Here is a 22738-nt window from a genome sequence, read left to right as displayed (position 1 = left end):
GTTAAATCCCTCCTATAAACCGTTTTGGGTTTAACACGCTGTGGGGATCGACTGTTCTCTTGATGCCTTCCAGAAGCGGAAAATAAGCCGGCTTTTCTCCCCAAACATCAACCTTCTGACGGATCGGCAGTGGAGCGTGCTGGATGATGGCGTAACCGCCCCGCGATTCAGCATGGCTCCGTACCCCATGGACGAAGGCGAGCAGCTTCGACTCATTCCCTTTTACGTAGGCGCGGGAGATTCCATGGCCGGCCCCTCCGTGGCTGAGCACCTCTGCCTGAAGTTCCTGACCGAGCTGATGGCACAGCGAGACCACCTCGATCGTGTCCAAGTTCTTGCTGCCTACCTTCAGACCGATCTCCATCTCCTCTTCCGTACCAGGCTGGGCTTTATATGGAGGAATCCGGGCAAAACGATCCCACCATTCATCTGCCTCATCCTGTGACAGGACCGTGAGAGAAGCGTTCTTCGGGAGGTGGCGCTTCAGCCATTCAACCTGGTACTGAACTGCCTTTTCCACATCCTCGAACGCGATGGCCAAGCCAAACTCCCTCACCCCGTGCAACCGCTCGCTGAGGGATGGGCTTACCACCTCGAGTGATACCGGTTCATTTTGGGAGTCCAGGATGGCTGTGACGAATGAACGAATCGCTTGCCAGTCTCCATCGGGAAAAGTGAGGATGACCAGACTTTTATAAGCAGGACACGGGCGCAGCTTCAAGGTTAGTTCACTGATCACGGCAAGCGTACCCATTGATCCGACAAACAGCTTGTTCATATCGTACCCCGCTACATTTTTCACCACTTTTCCGCCTGTTCGGATCACTTGGCCGTCAGGGTATACCAGGCGAAGGCCGATGAGCAAATCTCGGGCCGAGCCGTATCGCAAACGCTTGGGGCCGCTGTCATTCGCGGCAACCACACCCCCGATCGTGGCATGCTCCGGCCAGAACGGGTCAATCGGGAGCATTTGCTTGTTCATTTTCAGGTAATCGGCTATTTCTTTGATCGTTGTGCCCGCTTTCACGGTAATCGTCAAATCTCCTTTCGAATACTCTACAATCCCCCGATGCCGTGAAAGCGACAACAAAAGCTCGGCCCGCTCTTCCGTTCCGCCAAACCCTCTTTTCGTTCCGCCGCCCATGGGAATGACCCTCAAGCCGCGTTCATTCGCATGTTGTAAAATGGCGGAAATCTGCCCTTCAGAATCGGGGTAAGCCATCCATTGTCCATTGTTGCCTAATGGATGGAATTCCCCCGGCGTGACGTGAATCTTTTCTTCTGCAAAAAGCTGATCCAAAGCCGTTAATACCATGCTCTTCACCCCCGGTACGCTTCTGCTGGCTGCCTCGTAATCTACTTTTCAGATATCAGATAAGTGATCTGTGAAATTCATTATATTTTCAGAATATTATTTTGTCAATTTTGCAATTTTAAAATATTCATACACATAAACCCTTCGAGAAATGCGAAAGGAGAAACATTTTATTGTTCCCCCTTCCTTGTCTAATGGATTTCAGATTTTCAGGAAGCGATTTTTTTGGACTGAATCGCATTCAACCGCTGCAGATTGGTACTGATGATATATACCGCTGCAAGCGCGATTGCGAAAGCGATAATCGTCCCGATGTTGAACAACCCTTTTTGCGAATACCATACGATCGAATATCCGATCGCCCCTGCCAGCAAGGCGTAGTAAGTGAAAGGCAGCAAGGTCTGGCGAATCACAAACCCTTCTTTTCCGACCAATCCCACGACAGCAGAAGCTGCGACGACGTTGTGGACGCAAATCATATTTCCAGCCGCTCCGCCAACAGCCTGGAGAGCGACAACCCATGTGGGATCCACAGCGATTCGCTCACCGACGCCAAATTGGAATAACGCGAACATCATATTGCTCACCGTATTGCTGCCGGCAACAAAGGCGCCGATGCCGCCGATAAAGGGAGCAAAGATCGGCCAAGCCGAACCGGCCAAAGCGGCTACTCCTTCCGCCAAAGCAATCGGCATGGTCTCAAACCCTGCTGCTCCGCCGCCGGAGCTGATGAATACCTGGACCATCGGCACCGTAAAGACCAGTGCCGTTGAGGCGGCCACTGTGGTTTTCAAAGAGTTCTTCCAAGCCTGCTTGTAACGATTTCCGTCCATTTGATGAAGGAAATACGTGATGAGCGAGACCGCGATAAAAATGGTGCCTGGCAGGTAGAGCGGCTGAAAGCTGGCGGTGATATCCGTTCCGAAGATATTCGAGATCTTCACGTTCCATGCTTGCAGCATGCCCATTAAAGGAAGCGTTTTCAATCTGGTGAGAACGAGAAACAGTCCAACCAGAACATAAGGTGCCCAAGCCTTCACTATACTCATGCCGCCATGTTTGCTTGCGACGTCCTGGATGACGATCTTTCCAGACCACTCGGAATCCCAGTTCTCTTTTTTATCAAAATCCCAGTAGTCTTCCTTCTTCGGCATCAGGAATCCCCGCTTTGCTGCGCTGATGACGATCGCCAATCCTAGCAGTCCGCCGGTCATCGAAGGAAATTCCGGTCCGAGCAGGTTTGCCACCAGCAAATAAGGGATTGTCATCGAAAAGGCCGCAAACAAAGCAAATTTCCATACCTTCAACCCTTCACGAAAGGTTTTGTTCTTTCCGTAAAACTTGGTCATCAATCCGACGACAAACAACGGCACAAGCGTCCCGGCTATCGTGTGCAGCAGGGCCACTTTCGTTCCTACCATCATAAGGAACTGGCTCCAATCTGAGTACCCGATGCTCGCGGCATACTGCTTAACGGAGTCGCCTACACTTAGTCCGTTACTGACGCCAACCACAATAGGGGTTCCAACCGCTCCAAAGGAAACCGGAGTACTCTGGATGACCATCCCGGCCATCACGGCTGCGATCGCCGGAAAACCCAAACCGACCAGCAAAGGCACAGCAACGGCTGCAGGAGTCCCGAAGCCGGATGCCCCTTCAATAAAGGAACCGAATAACCACGCAACAATAATGACTTGAATCCTGCGGTCGGGGGTAATATCGATAAAGCCTTGACGGATCGTTCTCAGGCCGCCGCTTTCCTGCAGCGTATTAAGCAGCAGAATCGCCCCAAAGATAATGTATAAAAGCGTAGCAGCCACAACCAGTCCATTCACCGAAGCTGCGGCAACCTGTGCCAACGGAACTTTCCAGACAACGAGCGCAAGCGCTGCCGCTACGATGTAGGAAATCGGCATCGCCCTGCTGGCGGGCCAACGCAAAACGACGAGAAACAGTCCGACAGCGATAATAGGCAGCAGGGACAAAAAAGACAGCATGCCTATGCCCATACCTTACCCTCCTTCACCTTACCTTTTTTTCCGATGACGAATGAGAATGAGCCAACCGTTAATCCTTTATCATCGCTCCCCTCCCCCTGGTTACTAGCTCTGTCAGCCTCCCCCTTCACTAGCGTTTGCGTTATAAGATATCTGATATGTGATAGGTTCTATGATATTTTAATTCTGACAATTTATTCTGTCAATTATGTAAATTCAAATAATTATAGCCGAATACAAAAAAACATCCCGTTTCACTGGATAAAGTGCAGCGGAATGTTTGTTTTGCCGGTTATTGATTGTCCTGGACTTGATTTAATAATGATTCAACATACGTCAGATGCTCCAGCATGCGCTGTCTGGCAGCTGTACTGTCTCCCTCTTCAATCGCTTTATAAATGTTTTCGTGCTGAGTTAAGATGTTTTGGCTTAGTCGTGAGTCGGAAAATATAATTCTGTGGCAGTCCATGATGGCCTTCTTCGTGGTTGACGATATGATCTCCATCAACTGTACGAGTATTTCATTTTGTGTGGCTTCCGCTATGGACAGATGAAATTCGTAATCAGCCTCCCAACCCTCGATCGAATTGGCTGACTTCATGCTCTCAATGGCGTGTTTCATCTTGGCCAGGTGTTCAGGCTGACGGTCAACGGCAGCTGACTCGGCGATACCCGCTTCCAAGATCTTGCGCACATTATAAATTTTGATGACATCATTCCGGTTTAGCAGGATCGATTCGTAAAACAACTGGGAGTAGTTATAGTGGCAGACATAAGTCCCTTCCCCCCGTTTTACATCGACGAGTCCCTTCCCCTTTAGTGTGGTAATGGCATCGCGAATAGCAGAGCGCCCGACGTCAAACGCTTCGCATAACTCCCGAACAGACGGGAGCTTGTCTCCTGGCTGCACCTTGCCTGATACAATCCACTGTTCGATCTTCTCCGAAACAATATCAGATATCTTCCTGTTAGGAATTTTCTCTATGTTCAATTCGTTCACTCCCCTTTGTTACAAGATATCTGATCCTGAATTAAGATCATTTAAACACAGAGAATTTGGCATAGCAAGGGAATCGAAAATACAAAGCCACCGGACAGGAATGGTCTCTGACCCGACGGCTCTTTCAAATAATCAAATTCGATTAGCAAGGGACCTCCATCCGAATATTACAACTCAACCGGCAAAACGCCTGTCTCCCCCTCGAAAGCCTTTGCCTTGTTCTTCATCGTAAGTCGCCGAATCTCCTTGAACCCTACAAATGACTTGCTCTGCTCATTCCAGACGCGAAACCGCAGGGACTGCAAGCTGGATGAGAGCGTGATGCTTGGAACCTCTTGCAAAAAAGAATTTTGGCTGTGAACCACAGGCAGATAGTAGTTCGGTACCCGCGGACTCAAGTGATGAATGTGGTGAAAACCGATATTTCCCGTAATCCAGTGCAGGATCTTCGGCAGCTTGTAAAAAGAACTTCCCTGCAGGGCCGCTTTCACGTAATCCCAATCTTCTTCCTTTTCAAAATAAGTGCCTTCAAACTGGTGCTGTACGTAAAACAGCCAGATCCCTGCAGCACCTGAAATGAGGAAGATCGGTCCTTGAACCAGGAGAAACGCCTGCCACCCCAGTGTCCAGCACAAAACCCCGGCAATCGCGGCGATGCTTGCGTTGGTCAGATAGGTGTTGAGCCGCTCCTTCAACCCGCAGCGCTTTCGGTTAAACCGGTAATCTATCAGGAAAATGTAGATTGGGCCCAGCCCAAACATCAATACCGGATTTCGATAGAGCCGGTAAACGATTCGCTTCCACAGAGGCGCTGACACGTACTCGTCCACCGTCAGCGTCCAGATATCCCCGGTTCCTCTCTTGTTCAGATTGCTGCTCGTGGCGTGATGAACGGAGTGGGTATACCGCCACTGCTCGTAGGGACAGCAAGTCAAGATGCCGGTGACCGTCCCGACGATGGCATTCGCTCTCCGGTTCCGGAAAAACGACTGATGACAGCAATCGTGGAAAATGATAAATATCCGGATCAAAAACCCTCCGGCCACAACAGCCAAAGGCAGGGTCAACCAGTAAGAAATCGACAGGCACAGGTAAGCGGCGTACCACAGCAGAGCAAACGGTACAAGCGTGTTGAAAAGCTGCCAGACACTGGTCCTGATGTGAGGCTTCTCGTAGGGGGCGATACTCTTTCGCCAGTTGGCTTGTTCTTGTTGACGTGTGCGGATTGTAATCTTCCTCTCTTTCGATTCTGTATTCCTACTAGTGTTATCTGGATTCCGAATCAAAGGGGGAGACTGATTCATGCCCAAATCTAGTATGAAGGGGATTTTTGACCTACATGAAGAGACTTTTGGATTTTTGGGAGGGCTTACAAACGTTTTATTCATTGTAGCAGATTGGAGGAAAAGAAGCGATGAACAATATTTTTCATAAGAGGATAGTTTGAGGCGAACTGCTGATGCCTGTGGCCATTGGCTCCCGATGGATGAGGAAAACCCCACAGGCATTGGCGCTCAATAAAGAAGTCGTATGCAGCAGATAGCGCTGCCCCAGATACAACTCGTCGCTTATCCGGGATGTTCAGATGGCAGAAGCACAGCTGCCACTTTTTCACGAAACCTCCCAAATGGCTTACCTTTTGCCGATACGCCGTTCACTCCTGCTGCGGCTTCTCGTTCTCGGGGTACAAGGTCACAATAATTCCTCCCATGTTGTCACCCGAAATCGTATAGTAGCGATTGACTGGCAAATCGATAGTCGTATCGCGTGAAACAGGGTAATAGATGATTTCATATGTTTCACCATCGACTTGAACCGACAAGTGCTCATTTTCTCTCACGTAATCCAGATACTCTTCCAAAGCAAAGTGATGGTCTTGAATAATCGCACTGTGCGGCAACCCTACGTAACGGTAATGCCAAGGTTCAAATACCGTGCCTGTGACCGCTCTTTTGTCCTCTGGGTAGCGTAAAATAAATCCGTATTTCCAGGCATTTTCTCCAAGCCATTTTCCTTCAGGAGCTTGTTCCATTTTCATCTGCGTAGACCCAATATCGATCGCCAAACCCAGATTATGTTCGCTGTAACCGCCTGGCATCGCAAGCTCTGGGCCCATTTCTTCATAAAGCTGTTCTTGTTCATCAAAATCGCGATAACCGCTGTTAATCATAAAATGGCTTACGTTATCTTTCTCGGCGGCTTCAACCATCTCTAAAAATACTTTCGCTACACTCTCTGATACTTTAATCGAGCTGTCGAGCAAACTGTACCCCCTTACCAGTTCCATATTATGGTACAGATCGACCACATCGGATTTTACTCCCTCGTTATGAACCGGATGCTCTCTATTCACCAGCAAGAGATTTCCTTGGTATACCTGATCCTTTGCTATTTTGATCGTCTGGTATCCTTCCTTAGGAGTCACCGCTTGCGTTTGCGTGTGTTCGCTGCCTGCATCCATAGGCAAGCCCCCAGCTATCTGTTGAAAGGCTTTATACCCCAGCAATAGGATGACAAGCCAAAAAACCCACTTTTTCATTCCAGCTTCCTCCTTCGTGCTTTACCCATTCAGGATAGAGAAAACCGTTTAAATAAAAAGTGGGGTAAACATAAAATATTTCTTAAATCATCGGGTTCGTTTCTAAACAGATTCTTCTGATAAACGCTCTTGCGGCAAACGCACTTCAAAGATCGTACGAACGATACTGCTCTGAGCTGTGATCGTTCCGTTATGCTGCGTGATGATATTCTTGGCAATAAACAAGCCGAGACCTGTACTTCCCCCTTGGTGGGTTCGCGCTTTGTCCCCGGTGACGAACATCTCAAAAATATGCGGCAGCACCTCCGGCGGGATCTGATCACCGTAGTTGATGACCTGAACAACCACCTCTTCTCCATCAAGATAGCCGTTGATATCGACAAACTGGCCGTCATTTCCATAACGGATGGCGTTAGTCAGGAGATTTTCAAATACGCGCGCTAATAGCTCTCCGTCGCCGCAGATCGGCAAATGCGGAATCACGTTCACTCTGGAGGTCAGTTCGTTTTTTTCAAAGGCGGGATACAGTTCTTCGTTTACTTGTTTGAGCAGTTCGCTCAAATCGATTGGTTTTTTTTCAATCGTAAGCATACCGTAGTTCATTCTCGTTATTTCGAATAACTCATCGATTAGTTTTTCCAATCGCTGGGACTTGGTAAAAGCAATGGTTGTATAATGTTTGACTTGTTCTTTCGTCAAGTGATCATCATTCAGAATGAAGTCCAAATAACCGATTACAGATGTCAACGGCGTTCGTAAATCATGGGCCAAATTCAAGATTAACTGGTCTTTGCTGCTTTCGGCAAAATCTCCTCTTTCTATCGCTTGCTTCAATTTTACGATTGCCAGATTAATGTCTTTGGCAATATCTCCAAATTCATCATCGGATGAGATCTGAACGCGGCTTGTAAAGTCGCCATTGGCAAGCTGATGAATTCCAGTGGAAATCTCCATAAAATAATCCGCATAACGTTTGGTGAGAAGAAAGAAAAACAAGATCGCAAGCGGGACAAAAATGATCAAAAATACGTTCACATCGCCAATATTCCTGATAATGGAGCGAACATCATGCAGGGAATCCTCGTAACGGACATTGGAACGATAATAAAGCTGGAGAGCTTTGTAGATCAAATAGGTAATCGCACCGGACAGAAGCATGCTTGCGCCCAACAAGACGATCATTTTAAACCGGAAGCTCCGTATCATGTTAGCCATTGAATGAGTACCCCACGCCCCATACGGTTTTGATCAATTTGTTTTTATTTTTATCTTCTCCAAGCTTTTTTCGCAAGGTTCGTATATGCACCATGACGGTATTGTTGCCGTCGTAGTACGCTTCGCCCCATACCTGCTGAAAGATATGTTCTGCACTATAGACTTTTTTGGGGTGACGGGCCAGCAGATACAAAATATCAAATTCTTTTGGCGTCAGCTCGATCGGTTCGCCATACAGACTGACCGTGCGCTGATCGGGCGAAATGACCAATCCGCCCGCCTCCAATACCGTGTTTTTCACTGCTGCCGGTTGATTCAACTGCTTGGCACGTCGCAGCTGAGCATTTACGCGGGCGACCAGCTCCATTGGATTAAACGGTTTGGTCATATAATCGTCTGCCCCCATCACCAGTCCTGAGATCTTATCCATGTCTGAAGTCTTGGCACTCAAAAAGATGATCGGCATGTTATGCTGCTCGCGAATTTGTCGGGTTACTTCATAGCCGTCCAACCTGGGCATCATGATATCGAGAATCGCCAGGTCGATCGTATGGGTTTGAACAGCGTGAATCGCTTCCTTGCCGTCGGACGCTATTACGGTATGGTAACCCTCTTTTTGGAGATGAAGGGCGATCAGCTCTGCGATCTCCGCCTCGTCGTCGGCTATTAAAATGGTAACCGGTCTCAATTTATCCAACCCCCTGTATAGCATCATTTCTATAAGTATATCAGGTTCAAGGCCAATCTACTCTATTGGGCTCTGCCGATTTTTATCCGCCTTCCGGTGAAAAACAAGAAAAAAGCTCTCGAAACACGGAAGGAATCAAGAGCTTGAGACCGATCTATATCAGGGCATCCCCGTTTAGCGATACTGCCCTTTTTTTATTGCGGCCGTCACTGCGGCAAAGCGTACGAACTTAGCCGCTTACGTACGTTTTGAAGCCTTCTACCGCCTCGGCCAGATCCTTTTCACTCAGCGGCTTTACACTGTTCAACAGGTGGCATCCAAACGCCAAGTGAGCCACCTCTTCAATGGCCTCTGCCCGTCTGAAAGCATCCTTTAACGTCTCACCTACGGCAATCACGCCATGGTTGGCTAATAAAACACCGTTATTGTCACCCAAGGTATTCACCGCATGGACCGCTAATTGTTCGGACCCATATCGCGCATAAGGCGCTACGTCAATCTTGTTGCCGATGTCCGCCGCTATATAATGGACGATCGGGATGGGAAGGTGGGCACAGGCAAACATGGTAGCGTAAGTCGAATGCGTGTGAACGATCGCCTTGATTCTGCTGTTGTGTTTATAGATATTGCTATGCATCGGCGTTTCGGATGAAGGCTTTCGCTTTCCTGCAAGAACGGCACCCGAAACAAGGTCAACCTCCAGAATGTCCTCTTCTTCCATTTCCGCATACGGCAGGGCGGATGGCGTAATGTACATCGTATTGTCTATTCTCACGCTGATATTCCCGGCTGTTCCAACGACCAGACCATTTGCCTCCATCAATTTTGCGTAATGGACGATGTCTTTTTTTACTTGCATGTTATCACTCCCGTTCGATTTTCTATCGTTCATCGTTCGTTTATCTGGCTTCGAAAAGCAGCCCATTTTTGATACAAGCTGTGCAAATGTTCATTATGAGAAGGGGTAAAGGTCTGGAGTACAGATTTGCAAGGAGATTCTATTTGCAGCGCTTCATTGCAGATGATGACTCCGCCTGCGATGGAGGCTTGTTTATATTCTTGCTTGATGCGAATTTCCTTTTGCAATAAATCTGCCAGCAATTGAGGCAGCACTTTTCCTTGAAAACCTCCGCCGCAGCCTAATATATAGTCCTTGCCGCTGGGTGAAATATCCAATAACACGTCGAAATTGTGTTTAATGGAGCAAGCGATGTCAAAGATGATCGCAAAGACAAAATCCGCAGCCGTTACATCCTGATGTGCCGGCGCGTCCAACAGGAAGCCTCCTTTGGACAACGGGAGGTTTTTGTCAAAGACCAATGTTCCGAAAGAAGCCACGCAGGTGGGATGTTTTAGTTGTAATACCTCATCTTCTATTTCAGCGTAGTCCTTATCCGGGAAAAAAACACTCTTTAACCGTTGATAGTTGAGACCGGATACGCCCGCATTCGTCTCTATTACAAATTCGCCGGGATTCACATACCGATTTCCCCAGCAGCGCGCCATAGAGTCCACTGTATATCTGTCGACGACCTTTGTAATCGGTGTGGTGGTGCCGGAAACAATAACGATATCGCCCAGTTCCGGTTGTGTTCCTTTCACCGCTAATTGGGTATCCGCTCCGCCGACAATAAACAGCGTCTCCGGCGATAGATTCAGTTCCTTGGCCAGCTCGGGTTTGATTTTCCCAAGTATGGATCCGCTCTCCCTGATCTCAGGCAGCCAGGCATACTCTATACCGAACAGTTCGCACAGTTCTTTCGACCACTTGCCTTGACCTACATCGAATAAAGATGTTTCCGATGCCTGTGACGGTTCATAGACGAGCTTTCCGGTGCACTCATATCCAATCCAGTCGCTGATACTCGTAAAGGCTGATATTTTCTCCCAGATATAGGGCTGTTTTTCCTTTACTCCGCGCAGTTTTAAGGCGGAAAAAAGCGTGCTGATCCAGCGGCCTGTCAATCCGTACACCTTGTCAAAATCCTTAATGTCACTCTCCCACTCTAATCCGCGGTTATCGATATTGGGGAATCCAATCAAGGAATTACCATCCCTGTCCAACAAGACAATTCCTTGTCTTTGGCTTGTGGAGGAGACAGCCAAAATCTCAACATCAGGCGCTTTTTTCTGCACTTCTTTTGCTAACTGTATGATGTTTTCCCACATTGGCTGCGATTGAAAAAAGTGGCTGTCGGGAAAATCAGCGTCTTTATGGTACTGGATGACAGAACTCTCCAGCGCCAACACTTCACCCGTGATCGAAGCAATCCCGACAGAGGCGTTCCCCGTGCTTATATCGACGATGAGATACCCTTTTTTCATAACGGATTTCACCCCTATTTATTGGGAACTAATGACTTTCTGTTGAAAATGTTTTGTTGACTTTGATGTTTCGCCCATTTCAGCAGACTTTCATTCATAATGACGGAGTGATGGTCTTCCACTTCATGGCTGGCTCCTGCGATATGGGGAGTCGCCAAGACATTCGGCAGCTGGATCAGCTCGTAATCCTGTTCACTCGGCGGCTCCTGATCGAACACGTCCAGGATGGCGCCTCTGATCTGGTTGTTTTTCAGCAGCTCCAACAGACTTGCATTGTCAACGACGACAGCCCGTGCCGTATTGACAAAAATGGCTTCTTTTTTCATCCTCTTCAGCAAATCGGCGGAAATCATTCCTTTAGTCTTGTCGTTTACAGGCAAATGAATCGAGACGATATCGCTCTGTTCGAAGATTTCTTCCAAGGCAAGCTGCTTGTAACCGACGGACTCGACAGCCACAAACGGATCGTAATACTGAATGGAACAAGGAAAGTGTTTGATCATATTGGCGATTTTTTGCGGAACCGCTCCAAATCCGACAAACCCGACTGTTTTCCCCGCCAGTTCATTCCCTTTAAAATTCAGGTAAGCGCTAAATGATTCGCCTTCCCAATTTTTCTCCGCCAACCATTTGGTGCTTGGAATGGTGTGCCGCAAAAATGAAATGACGTTCCCAATGAACAATTCTGCAACCGCCTGCGCATTGCGGGCAGGTGTGTGAAACACCGGGATGCCCTGCCCGGAAGCTGCCGCCACATCCACATTGACAGGATTCGCTCTGCATACCCCGATAAATTTTAGCTTGGGATGGCCGGCGATCACTTTTTTCGTCACTTCGTCCAATTCTGTGATCAGCCCATCAGCGTTGCATTCTTTTAGCAGTGCCAAGATCTCATCTTCGGAAAACTCTCTCCCGTGTTCCTTCCAGGACAAATATTTGACTTCGCCGAATTCTTCTTTTAACTGCTGCAGGCAAGCCGCGTTATAAGGAGCAGTCACCAAGATGTTCATCGATACATCCTCCTATTCTTCTACCAGCAATTGGGCCGTCTCCTCGTCTGTCAATAAAATATTGACGATCCGCCCCTTTAAAGCGCCTAAAATGGCATCTTTCTTATTCACTCCATAGGCCATTCCGACTCGAGTGGGTATTCTCATAAAATCCAGAGGGGAAGCGCCTATCACCCTCCCGGAAATCTCCGGCATCGTAAAATCTCCATTTTCATCGAAAAAATGCAGATTTACATCGCCTACGCTCTTTTCTTTGAGCTTTTCACTCGTCAATCCATTGATGAAATTCGCACTTAAAATGGCTGTATCCGGTTCGGTATTTCCTATGCCTACAATCGCCAGATCCACATTGCGAATTTCTTGATAGCTGTTTTTGATGTTTTCATCCTTCAGCAGAATGTCTCTGATTTCCTTGCTCTCCACGATCGTCGGAGCAGGCAGGAAGAATGGTTTGGCATCTATCGCATACGCCCAGGTTTGGATAAGAGCCGAGGCAGGAATCTCGTTTTCTTTCGTTCCCGCGCTGCCGCATAATTGAACCAGCTTCAATTGAGGGCGCGGTTCGCACAGGTGCATGAACTGACCGACAAAGTACATGGTTCTCCCCCAGCTTAATCCGACCGAGCCTTGGAGGGGCAAAATGCTGTTTAAATAATTCACGATCGTGGTTTCAAAAGAATATCCTTGATGCCGTTTTACCACGACGGCATCTTTTAATTTATATTGCATGACCAATTTCGCTTCCAAATCGCTTTTTCTTGCATGGTCTGTCTTGGACTGAATGTGAAACTGTACAATCCCCTCCTCCCTTGCTTCGTGTAAAAAGCGAGCAACCGAAGACCTGCCAATGTCCAATTGTTCTGCAATCTCTTTTTGGGTCAAACCAAGGATATAGTACATTTTGGCGATTCTCTCCAAAAAACCCCTCTCGGACATTTGCTCATTTTCAATACCTTTTCTCATTTTTCATCCTCCATTATACATACGGCAAATGCGTTTGCAAACACCATTTGTTTCTTAGCAAAAGGAAAATAATCCTCAAAACAGCGATTTTGATGGTATTTTTTAAAATCAACAAAAAATATTTGATATTATTCAGTCATCTTGCTAAAATCCAGCTATAGACATTATATCATTTTTTGAGCAAATGTCCAAAGTGTGGATCCGAGTTACTCAATTAGAAAGGGGTGCTTACGGACAAAAGTTTTTCACTAATCACTAGTACAAAATGAAAACGCTTTAGAAAAAAGGAGCATAGCGAATATGACAACCATAAACGGAAAAGGGAAATTTCTAGCCTCCATCGGAATACCTCCCAGTTTGTTCTGGGGCTATCTCGGCATCATCATTTTCATGATGGGAGACGGAATCGAACAAGGCTGGCTGAGTCCTTACCTGATTGAACACGGATTTTCAGTTCAGCAATCTGCTTCGTTGTTTACAGTATACGGGATTACCATCGCCATATCATCCTGGTTCTCCGGCGTCCTTGTGGAAATGTTTGGACCAAGAAAGGCAATGACGTTCGGATTGATCTTCTACCTTTTAGGCTCCGTCGCCTTTATCCATTACGGACTGCAAAACTTTTCTCTACAGTTGATGATACCGGCATACGCTCTAAGAGGATTTGGATACCCGCTGTTTGCGTACTCCTTCTTGGTATGGATCTCCTACCGAAGTCCAAAAGAGAAGTTAGGGGCCGCTGTCGGTTGGTTTTGGTTTGTATTTTCAGGCGGACTCTTTGTACTGGGTGCCTATTTTTCAAGCTGGGGGATAAATGCCATCGGACATATCAATACCTTATGGACTTCTGTCTTATGGGCGTTGCTAGGGGCATTCTTCGCTCTCGTGTTAAACCGCGATAAAATCGAGAAAACCGCCACAAGCGACAAAAGCTCCGGCAAAGCTGCAGAATTAATGAAGGGACTCCTCATCGTCAAACAAGAGCCAAAGGTGCTAATCGGCGGAATTGTTCGTGTGATTAACACGACGGCCGTTTTTGCGTTCCCCGTCTTTTTGCCTATGTACATGCAAAACCACGGATTTTCGACGACAGAATGGCTGCAGATTTGGGGATCGATCTTTACCAGCAACATTATTTTCAACTTGTTGTTCGGTTTTATTGGCGATAAGCTTGGCTGGAGAAACACCATTATGTGGTTTGGCGGAGTCGGATGCGGAATTACAACGCTACTGTTGTATTACGTTCCCCAATTTGCTCCCGGCAATTTCGCGTTGCTCCAGGCATTGGGACTTATCTGGGGAGCACTGCTTGCGGGTTATGTGCCTCTATCGGCGCTGGTTCCCTCATTGGTCAAAGAGGATAAAGGCGCAGCTATGTCGATTCTAAATCTGGGCGCCGGCCTGCCGACCTTTATTGGTCCCGCTATTGTCGGATTGTTAATCGGATACCTTGGAGAAACAGGCATTGTCTGGGTATTGGCCATCCTGTATTTTGTGGGTGCCTACCTGACGAAATTCCTTACTATGGATGAAAAGTGATTCAGACGCTGCTTTCTGCCGAAGTCAGTTAGCAATACCCGGTACGTATTCCGGAGTCCGTGCCAGTAAAAGGCATGACTCCGGTTACGTCTATTTTTCGCCGCCAGTGAAAGTCTCCTGGCTGCTTCAGCTTCGTCAGTCCTCCAGTTTAAGTTTGGCAAGAGCATCCTTGAGCGCGGTATTCATCATGCCGTCTGCTTCCTTTTCCTGCCCTTTCAGATATTGGGCTACTTCCCGTTTGGACATCTTGCTGCTTTTTTCCTTGTTGCGCCTCTCCTGGAAAGCAGACAGCTTCTCTCTGTGGCCGCAAACGCAGACGAACACTTGCCCCTCTCCCTCGCCTCTGAGCTCCAGCCGCTTGTGGCATTGCGGGCATCTTGCATTTGTCGATTTGGCAACGCTTTTCCGGTACCCGCATTCCCGATCCTGACAGACAAGCATCTTGCCTCTTTTTCCGTTCACTTCAAGCAAGAACTTCCCGCACTCCGGACACTTCGTCCGCGTCAGATTATCGTGCCGGAACCTCTTCTCGCTGTGCTTGATCTCCTGAACGACTGCCTTGGCGTAGTTTTTCATCTCGCCGATAAAGGCTTGCTTGGTCAGCTTCCCTTTGGCGATCGCGTTCAGCTTCTGCTCCCACTGTGCTGTCAGCGTCGGGGATTGCAGCTCTTCCGGCACCAGCTCCAGCAGCTGTTTCCCTTTCGACGTGATGAAGATGTGCTTTCCTTTCTTTTCGATCAAGAAACTATGAAACAGCTTTTCAATGATATCGGCCCGGGTTGCCACCGTGCCAAGCCCGCCCGTTTCCCCGATGGTCTGGATCAGCTCCTTCTTTTCATGGGCCATGTACTTCGCCGGGTTCTCCATCGCCGACAGGAGACTGGCTTCCGTGAACGGCTCGGGCGGCTTCGTCTCACCTGTTGTTTGGGTGACAGAGGTGATGGAAAGCCGATCCCCTGTGGAGATATCTGGAAGCAGTTGTTCGGCGACGCCGTCTTTGGCCTCCTCTTCCTCGTAGTCGTGATCGTACACCTCTCTCCAGCCTTGGGAGATGACCCGCTTCCCTTTGGCGACAAATGACTGATCGCCGATTTTGGCCTGGATCGTGGTCTGCTCGTATTCAAAAGGAGGAAACAAGACGGCCAGGAAGCGTTTTACTACCAGGTCAAAGATCTTCCGTTCCCTGTCGCTCAGGTTCCCGAGAAAGACAGTCTGCTCTGTCGGAATAATGGCGTGGTGGTCAGATACTTTGCTGTCATCGACAAAGGATTTGTTTGCCTTGATCCCGCTGCGCAGGACTTTTGCCGCCAGTTGGGAGTACGGCTTGATCTGCACTGCCTTGACCCGGTCGGCCAGCGTCTCCACGATATCGGAGGAGAGATAGCGGGAATCGGTGCGCGGATAGGTCAGCACCTTATGATGCTCGTAGAGACTCTGCATAATAGAAAGCGTCTCCTTGGCGGAAAAGCCGAAGAACTTGTTGGCGTCCCGCTGCAGCTCGGTCAAATCATAGAGCAGAGGCGCGTAGCTTTTTTTCTGCGCTTTCTTGACCTCGGTCACCTCCGCCTCTTTTCCCTTGATGGACTTGATGATTTGCTCGCAGGTCTCCTTGGAAAAGGTCTTGATATCCTTCGTTTTCGCCTCCTGCCAAACCAGCCGCAGGCCGTTCTTGGCCACAGCTGAGATTCCGTAGTACGGCTTCGGCGTAAACGCGTGGATTTCTTCCTCCCGCTTGGCGATCATGGCAAGCGTGGGTGTCTGCACGCGGCCGCAGGAAAGCTGGGCATTGTGCTTGCTCGTCAAAGCCCGCGTCGCGTTGATACCCACCACCCAGTCCGCTTCCGCGCGGGCGGCGGCAGCCGCGTAGAGCTGCTCGTATTCTTTTCCGTCTTTTACCTTCCGGAAACCCTCCAGAATTGCTTTATCGGTCACTGACGAGATCCAGAGGCGCTTGACCGGCTTGTTTACCCGCGCCATCTCGAGAATCCACCTGGCTACAAGCTCTCCTTCCCGGCCCGCGTCGGTAGCGATCACGATCTCCTTTACATCTTTGCGGCCCATCTGCTGTTTGACCGCTTGAAACTGCTTGCTGCTCTCCCGAATCACCACTAGCCGGAAGGAAGCAGGCAGGATCGGCAAATCCTCGATCCTCCATGAACGGTATTGTTCGCCGTACGCTTCCGGATCGGCCAACGTGACGAGATGCCCCAGTGCCCACGTCACGATATATCTATCTCCTTCAAAGTAACCGTTTCCCTTTTTTGGACATTGCAGTACTCTCGCGATGTCCCGTCCAACCGAAGGCTTTTCAGCCAGTACCAGTGTTTTGCTCATTTGCGACTCCTTTCAAACCTTCTCACATTCAATATTTCCATTCTAAACAAAAAATACGGTTGGCGGGGAGTTAATCTTTGCTGCAAATGGTCAAAAAAGAATCAATGAACGTTTGTGCGGCTTGCGATAAAGCGCTATGTTTCAGCTTGATAATCCCGATCTTCCGAGGCGGAATCTGCTCTTCCAACTCCAGCTCAAACAGCATGGGAGAACGGTCGTAATCGATAAATTCCCGAGTTATGCAGGCGACTCCCAGACCGATTCTGGCGAACTCTACAAGCAGGTCCAAATTTCCCAGCTCAAATTCCGTTACAATATCGTATCCATATCGCTGAAAGTAGCGATTGATGTATTGACGCGAAATGCTGCCTTCTTCGAGCAAGATAAGCGGGGCGGCAAGCAGTTCGGAAAGACTGATTGTCCGGCCTTTCAATTGGGCAAAACTCGGTCCTGCTATAAAGCAGTCATGTACCTCAACGACCTCTTTGATCTCAAGCTGGGTATCGTTCAAGGGCTTCCGGATAGCAGCCGCTGTTTAATAGTCTTCTTCCTGTTGTGCTGGGGTTATTTTTGCACTTTCACGGTGGTTTGACCGATTACCAGGTTCCCATTTACGTAACCGCGGAACTCAACAAGCACATCGGATGGGGTCCAAGTGAAGTCGGACCGTTCAAACTTGAACTGGCCGGGCTTTGCCTGATTGAAATACCCGTTGTTGCTTGCAAGTGCCTTTACGCCGTTTAGTGTTGCAGTCTTCAGGTTAAAAAACAATTCAGCCAAACGCATCATTCCGTACTCTTTTAAAGCCTCTACCTTCGCCATTACTTATGATACGGTTTCACCATGACCATAAATAAGGCAAATAAAAAAAGGAGGGGCCCCAGACCCTCTCCTCAACCAGCTAAGTGAATGCTGTTTTGTTCCCAAGCCCCCATTGTTCGGGCAACTCACTGTCCCGTAATGGTGTACACGTTGGCGCTTCCTACCGGGGCTGCATTAAAATAGGCATTATTTACGACCCCGCCGGGAAACTTTACCCCGTAGGTAATACCGCCAACACCATCTTTGACACCGACGATTTCGACGATACTCGGAATGGGAATATCAAGTACCGCGGGTTCGTGAAAAATCCCTAAATTGTCGGCAAGAACACTGCCATTTACCTTTATTGTGACGACATCCCCGTCTTCTGCGGCAAAATCCCATATCAGAAGCCGGCTTGTGGTCAGCCCCTTCTTCATTTCGATATTGAAGTCCCTGGGCTGCATGTCTATATCATCGTCAGCTGCAGCGAGCGTAACACCGGCTCGCATTCCCTTGCCAATACCGGATTGGACGTCTTTCAGTCTGCCACTTCCCGTATTTTCAAACATAGTAAACAGCACCATCAATAACGCGGTAATGCCCATCCAAAACTGGTGCTTCTTTTTTCGATAAAAAGGCTGTCGATGTGTATCTTCAGTCAACCTTTGTTGTTCTGAATGTATATCCCTCTCTTCTGACCACTGTCGCTGAATATGTTTGTTTTGCTCGTCTCTCTCTCGTAATTCTGAACGCTGCGGCAAGCGGCTCTACCTCCTAATCGCCTTTTCCGTCTCATTAAAACTTTGAACAAGAGGATATTTCCAATAAAGAATCGACATCAGCAATCGAACGACGAGTATAGCGAGAATCGCCAAAACAATTGCCAATCCTTTGGAATAAGAGCCTTGATCGGCCCATTTGTTTACAAAGAAGAGCCCTGCATTTAGAGCGATGCAAGTATATAAAAACATCTGCAGCAAGGGAAGCAGGATCGTCAACTTTCGGTATGGTTTACCGAAAAATTGGCTTTTCATGGCAATATAGACCCAGAGCGCCTCCAGGCCCATAAGTGAAAATGTAAAAGGACTAGTCGGTACTTCTTGTGTGAGAATTTGCTTTAGATCACTAAAGAAAATAAATGGCTGCAAAAAAATAAGTAAAATAAACAACACCATCATTGGATGATAGAATATCGCAAACACCCATTTCATGGAGGCCCTCTCCTTTTACTCTACAATATCTTCGGGCATCAGCGTGGATAGCTCCTCAGTCGTCGCATCGGCCCTCTGGCTTATCCTCAGTGCATGGCTTCTTAGCGCCTTTTCCATCAAGTTGCGCACGAGCCGCCCATTACCCGCGTTCACATCAGACTCATAATTTCTGAATATGGAGAGGAGTTTCAATTCCGCTTCCGGAGCCATGACGTACCCTTGCTTATCTAGCATCATGTGCGAGATTTGCAGCATTTCTTCCCCCGTATAATCGGGGAAAGTGATGATGTTAGGAAATCTGGACCGAAGTCCTGCGTTTCGATCCAAAAAACGCTCCATATCCTGATCGTAACCGGCCAGAATAACGATGAGCCTGTCGCGATAATCGTCCATCGCCTTCACGAGCGTATCGATCGCTTCCTGACCGAATTGATCCCCCTCCGCCAAAGCGTAAGCCTCATCGATAAACAAGACCCCGCCGAGAGCCCGCTCGATGACTTCCCGCGTCTTAAGCGCAGTCTGGCCGACATAGCCCGCAACCAAGCCGGAGCGATCGGTTTCGACCAGTGTATCTGACTTAATGACACCCAATTCCTTTAAATGACGGGCCAAAATCCGGGCAATCGTGGTTTTTCCGGTTCCCGGGTTTCCTTTGAACACCATATGAAGGGTCTGAGCGGCAGCTTTTGGCAGCCCCAGCTCTTCCCGGCGCTTCGCCACCTGTATCTGAGCAGACAGACTCCTGACAAAATCCTTCACGGAAGCAAGGCCAATCACCTTATCCAACTCTCCGAGCGCATTCACACTGCCGCTGACTGAGTCTGCTTTTGCCGATAATCCAAAATCCTCGGCAGTCAGCTCATTCAGCTTTTCCGCCTCAATCTCTGGGTCATCAGCCAACCGCTCCGCCTGCCTGCGAATGGCCTCTTCTAACGTATTGCGGACAAGTCGGCCATTGCCCCCGTCCTTTTTTCCGGGCACCTGCTTTTGGTCAAAGTACCCTCTTAACTGCTTAGCTACATCTTCAGCCATTCTAAATCCGCGAGACTTTACCATAATGGAACAAATCCGTACCATTTCCTCAGCGGTGTAATCCGGAAATTCAATTTGCAGCGGAAAACGGGAGGACATGCCGGGATTGACCTGAAGAAACCGTTCCATATCTTCCGTATAACCCGCCAGAATAACGACCAAGTTGTCCTTGTGCAGCTCGATCAAGCGGACAAGCATATCGATTGCTTCTTTGCCAAAACCCCCGCTGCCATCCTGTACAAGCGCATACGCCTCGTCAATGAACAAGATTCCGCCTAGGGCTGATTCTACCACCTGTTTGGTCTTGGTCGCCGTCTGACCAGAATACTCTGCAACGAGATCGGAGCGATCCACTTCTACCAGATGCCCTTTTTTCAGATATCCCATCGATCGGAACATACCAGCCAATAAACGCGCCATTGTCGTCTTTCCTGTACCTGGATTTCCGGAAAAGATCATGTTGATTGACTGTCCCGTATCTACCTGAATACCCGCTTCCTTGCGCCTTCGATCGACAATCATTTGTTTTTCCAGCGTTCTGACGAAGGCTTTCACCTTATCCAATCCAACGATTCCGGCAAGCTCGTTCTCCAGGTTGAACGCTTCCTTCTCGCCAATCCCGAAATCAGCCCCTGTAAGCAGCTGCAAATCCGGTCCGTCTGCTGATGATGATTCAACAATCCGGGTGGCTTGCTTGCGGACAGCCTCCTCAAACAAATTACGAACCAGCCGGCCGTTTCCGCTGTCATTGCGGCCGGGGATCTGCCTCTGATCGAACAGCTCCGTCAACCCGTCGTAAATGTCCGGATCAATGCGGAAGCCGTTGGCATCTGCCATCCGAATCAAAATCTCCAGCATGTCAGATGGCTTGTAATCCGGGAATTCTACAATGAACGGAAATCTCGACCGCAAACCGGGGTTCGTTCGCAGAAAGCCCTCCATCTCCTGTGTATAGCCGGCTAATACAACAACCAAATTATCCCGATGATCCTCCATTGCTTTGACAATCGTATCGATCGCTTCCAGGCCGAACGTATCGTGGTCATGGCGAGCCAGCGTATAAGCCTCATCGATGAACAGTACGCCGCCCAATGCTTCGTTCACCTTCGCCATCGTTTTTGGTGCAGTAGAGCCAACATATTGTCCGACAAGATCCTGCCTCGCCACTTCGACAAGCTGTCCTTGCGATAGCAGTCCCATCGCTTTGAGTATGCGGGCGATCATACGGGCTACTGTCGTTTTCCCCGTACCGGGATTTCCGGTGAACACCATATGGAGAGCCATCGCCATAGAGTTGCCGCCTTCTCTGGCTCTAAGCTTATTGACCTCGACGGTCTTCATTAGCTCTTTCACGAACGATTTCACCGATTCCAGGCCGGTCAACATGTTTAATTCCGCCAAGACATCGTCAACAGATTCCGTACGGGCGAAGGAAAGAGCCTTGATCGGAACCTCAAGCGCTGGCGTCTCTACATAAAAAGAACCGTTGCCAAATCTGATGTTTACCTTTTCATTTCGTCGTATCTCGTTTCTGGCCCGAAGATTTGAAACTACTGCGTTCAACTCCTTATCGATCCAGTGCTGGACAGCCTCACCAAATGTTTTATTCATGGTGGCCATGCCAGCAAGCGCTTCATATACGGTTGGATCGACGGAGATGATCGTCTGCGTATCGCGAGCGAGATTGCTTACCGCCCGATCCATCAAGTTTTTAGCGATCAGCCTCATCGTTTCCTGATCGACAGGCGAGGATATAGCCGCAGCCTGAATGCCTTGTAAAATCGGAACGGGCACATGGCTGGCCAGTTCGGCTGGAATCTGTCCATACTGGCTGGGTGCGGTGACAGCATGATCCATATAGAAAATAAGAAAATAATCTGAAGCGCTTATCCGCACGCCTTCTTTGGTTCGAAAGCTGCCTTCCGCCACAAGCTGTGAGACTAGGCTGAGTATTGCCGGATCAGCCTCCTTGATACCGCGGAATAAGACCGTGCTGTCAAACTCTTGAAAGGCGAAGGCCATATCTTGAATAAAATTACCGGAAATTTCATCTGCTTCATACCGGCTTAAATCAATGTCCGCAACTTGGGGCGACGATGTCAACTCATGAGCAAACATCGCTCTTACCAAAGCGTCAAGTGCCGTCTTCTTTCCTGTACCAGCGGCCCCCGCCAGCAGGATAACATTACGTGGCTTATCCTTGCGCCCGTTTATGTAACCTTGCTTATATGCCGCAACCAAATCCGTTACAAATGGCTTCTGTCCAATGACAGAGCGGTTTACTTCGTCCTCCGCTTGCCGGAATATTCGATCAAGCTCGCTTACAGACCAACCCTTTCCAGTCATTTTTCGATCGGGCCCTAAGTCTCTGTTTGTGTGAGATTGGCCTGGATTGGGTGAAGCAGACCGCAGCGGGCCCTGCCCGGCAACCGCCTCGGTGTAAGAACCTGCATAACTACGGTTGGCTCCTTGCATAGAGGGCTCTGCCGATTGCCGGGATTGCGACGATTCGGAAAAGATTTCTTTCTTTGCGATCATTCCTTCTCGTTGAACCAACTCAAACAATTGAATTTCCGGGAAGAGAAACCTGATTACTTTCTTGATTGACTTTAGGTTGTTGTTCATACTTCCCCGCGACCCCTCCTGCGGCCGATTGGCAGCTTCGTCTTTTAGGTATATTGTACCATATTCTCTTGGGTGTTACTGTGTATTCGTTGCGGCAGGCAGGCTCGATGCCCTTTAATCAGAAAAACGTTGTGATGAAAC

Annotated in this window: 19 protein-coding genes; 1 reads left to right on the top strand and 18 read right to left on the bottom strand. The window is 48.7% G+C overall.

Annotated elements, in window-relative coordinates; translation table 11 throughout:
• Position 1: 1 nt before the first annotated feature.
• The 12 genes from ACI7RC_RS15860 to ACI7RC_RS15805 all read right to left on the bottom strand — a co-directional run bounded on the left by ACI7RC_RS15860 (position 2) and on the right by ACI7RC_RS15805 (position 13052).
• Complete coding sequence (locus ACI7RC_RS15860; protein WP_408109203.1) at positions 2 to 1315, bottom strand: FAD-binding oxidoreductase; 1314 nt, start codon at positions 1313 to 1315, stop codon at positions 2 to 4.
• 209 nt (positions 1316 to 1524) lie between these two features.
• Positions 1525 to 3324, bottom strand: coding sequence for an L-lactate permease (locus tag ACI7RC_RS15855; RefSeq protein ID WP_408109202.1), 1800 nt, complete (start codon positions 3322 to 3324; stop codon positions 1525 to 1527).
• 280 nt (positions 3325 to 3604) lie between these two features.
• Positions 3605 to 4303 (bottom strand): FadR/GntR family transcriptional regulator, encoded by a 699-nt coding sequence (locus tag ACI7RC_RS15850; protein WP_408109201.1) that lies wholly within the window; start codon positions 4301 to 4303, stop codon positions 3605 to 3607.
• Positions 4304 to 4479: 176 nt separating this feature from the next.
• Positions 4480 to 5538: a Delta(5) desaturase DesA gene (gene desA / locus ACI7RC_RS15845; protein ID WP_408109211.1), complete on the bottom strand. Its 1059-nt coding sequence runs from the start codon at positions 5536 to 5538 to the stop codon at positions 4480 to 4482.
• Positions 5539 to 5696: 158 nt separating this feature from the next.
• Entirely contained in the window at positions 5697 to 5927 is a 231-nt protein-coding gene (locus ACI7RC_RS15840; protein WP_408109200.1) for a hypothetical protein, read from the bottom strand.
• Positions 5928 to 5966: 39 nt separating this feature from the next.
• Positions 5967 to 6851 (bottom strand): M15 family metallopeptidase, encoded by an 885-nt coding sequence (locus tag ACI7RC_RS15835; RefSeq protein ID WP_408109199.1) that lies wholly within the window; start codon positions 6849 to 6851, stop codon positions 5967 to 5969.
• Between the two features lie 102 nt (positions 6852 to 6953).
• Positions 6954 to 8066 carry a HAMP domain-containing sensor histidine kinase gene (locus ACI7RC_RS15830; RefSeq protein ID WP_408109198.1) on the bottom strand — a complete coding sequence of 371 codons (1113 nt, stop codon included), beginning with the start codon at positions 8064 to 8066 and terminating at the stop codon, positions 6954 to 6956.
• Complete coding sequence (locus ACI7RC_RS15825; RefSeq protein WP_408109197.1) at positions 8059 to 8754, bottom strand: response regulator transcription factor; 696 nt, start codon at positions 8752 to 8754, stop codon at positions 8059 to 8061. The genes ACI7RC_RS15830 and ACI7RC_RS15825 overlap by 8 nt, the downstream gene beginning before the upstream one ends.
• Positions 8755 to 8983: 229 nt before the next feature.
• Positions 8984 to 9613 carry a class II aldolase/adducin family protein gene (locus tag ACI7RC_RS15820; RefSeq protein ID WP_408109196.1) on the bottom strand — a complete coding sequence of 210 codons (630 nt, stop codon included), beginning with the start codon at positions 9611 to 9613 and terminating at the stop codon, positions 8984 to 8986.
• A 29-nt stretch (positions 9614 to 9642) separates the two neighbouring features.
• A complete protein-coding gene (locus ACI7RC_RS15815) occupies positions 9643 to 11079 on the bottom strand; it encodes an FGGY-family carbohydrate kinase (protein WP_408109195.1) in 1437 nt (478 codons plus the stop codon).
• Positions 11080 to 11093: 14 nt separating this feature from the next.
• Positions 11094 to 12089 carry a 2-hydroxyacid dehydrogenase gene (locus tag ACI7RC_RS15810; protein WP_408109194.1) on the bottom strand — a complete coding sequence of 332 codons (996 nt, stop codon included), beginning with the start codon at positions 12087 to 12089 and terminating at the stop codon, positions 11094 to 11096.
• 12 nt (positions 12090 to 12101) lie between these two features.
• Entirely contained in the window at positions 12102 to 13052 is a 951-nt protein-coding gene (locus ACI7RC_RS15805; protein ID WP_408109193.1) for a sugar-binding transcriptional regulator, read from the bottom strand.
• A 300-nt stretch (positions 13053 to 13352) separates the two neighbouring features.
• Here ACI7RC_RS15805 and ACI7RC_RS15800 point away from each other — a divergent pair, with 300 nt between their 5' ends.
• Positions 13353 to 14591, top strand: a complete 1239-nt coding sequence (locus tag ACI7RC_RS15800; protein WP_408109192.1) for an MFS transporter — start codon at positions 13353 to 13355, stop codon at positions 14589 to 14591.
• A 135-nt stretch (positions 14592 to 14726) separates the two neighbouring features.
• Here the strand turns inward: ACI7RC_RS15800 and ACI7RC_RS15795 are convergent, their stop codons facing one another.
• The 6 genes from ACI7RC_RS15795 to ACI7RC_RS15770 form a co-directional block, all read right to left on the bottom strand.
• Positions 14727 to 16925 carry a DNA topoisomerase III gene (locus ACI7RC_RS15795; RefSeq protein ID WP_408109191.1) on the bottom strand — a complete coding sequence of 733 codons (2199 nt, stop codon included), beginning with the start codon at positions 16923 to 16925 and terminating at the stop codon, positions 14727 to 14729.
• Positions 16926 to 16995: 70 nt separating this feature from the next.
• Positions 16996 to 17448 carry a LysR family transcriptional regulator substrate-binding protein gene (locus ACI7RC_RS15790; RefSeq protein ID WP_408109210.1) on the bottom strand — a complete coding sequence of 151 codons (453 nt, stop codon included), beginning with the start codon at positions 17446 to 17448 and terminating at the stop codon, positions 16996 to 16998.
• A gap of 41 nt (positions 17449 to 17489) precedes the next feature.
• Positions 17490 to 17714 (bottom strand): hypothetical protein, encoded by a 225-nt coding sequence (locus ACI7RC_RS15785; RefSeq protein WP_408109190.1) that lies wholly within the window; start codon positions 17712 to 17714, stop codon positions 17490 to 17492.
• A gap of 158 nt (positions 17715 to 17872) precedes the next feature.
• Positions 17873 to 18490, bottom strand: coding sequence for a Sec-independent protein translocase family protein (locus tag ACI7RC_RS15780; RefSeq protein ID WP_408109189.1), 618 nt, complete (start codon positions 18488 to 18490; stop codon positions 17873 to 17875).
• A gap of 6 nt (positions 18491 to 18496) precedes the next feature.
• A complete protein-coding gene (locus tag ACI7RC_RS15775) occupies positions 18497 to 18940 on the bottom strand; it encodes a hypothetical protein (RefSeq protein WP_408109188.1) in 444 nt (147 codons plus the stop codon).
• Between the two features lie 15 nt (positions 18941 to 18955).
• Positions 18956 to 22597, bottom strand: a complete 3642-nt coding sequence (locus ACI7RC_RS15770) for an AAA family ATPase (protein WP_408109187.1) — start codon at positions 22595 to 22597, stop codon at positions 18956 to 18958.
• Between the last annotated feature and the right edge of the window lie 141 nt (positions 22598 to 22738).

The organism is Brevibacillus sp. B_LB10_24, assembly GCF_046036945.1.
In the GTDB taxonomy this organism is placed as follows: Bacteria; Bacillota; Bacilli; order Brevibacillales; family Brevibacillaceae; genus Brevibacillus_C.
This window is presented reverse-complemented; position numbering and strand designations above follow the sequence as displayed.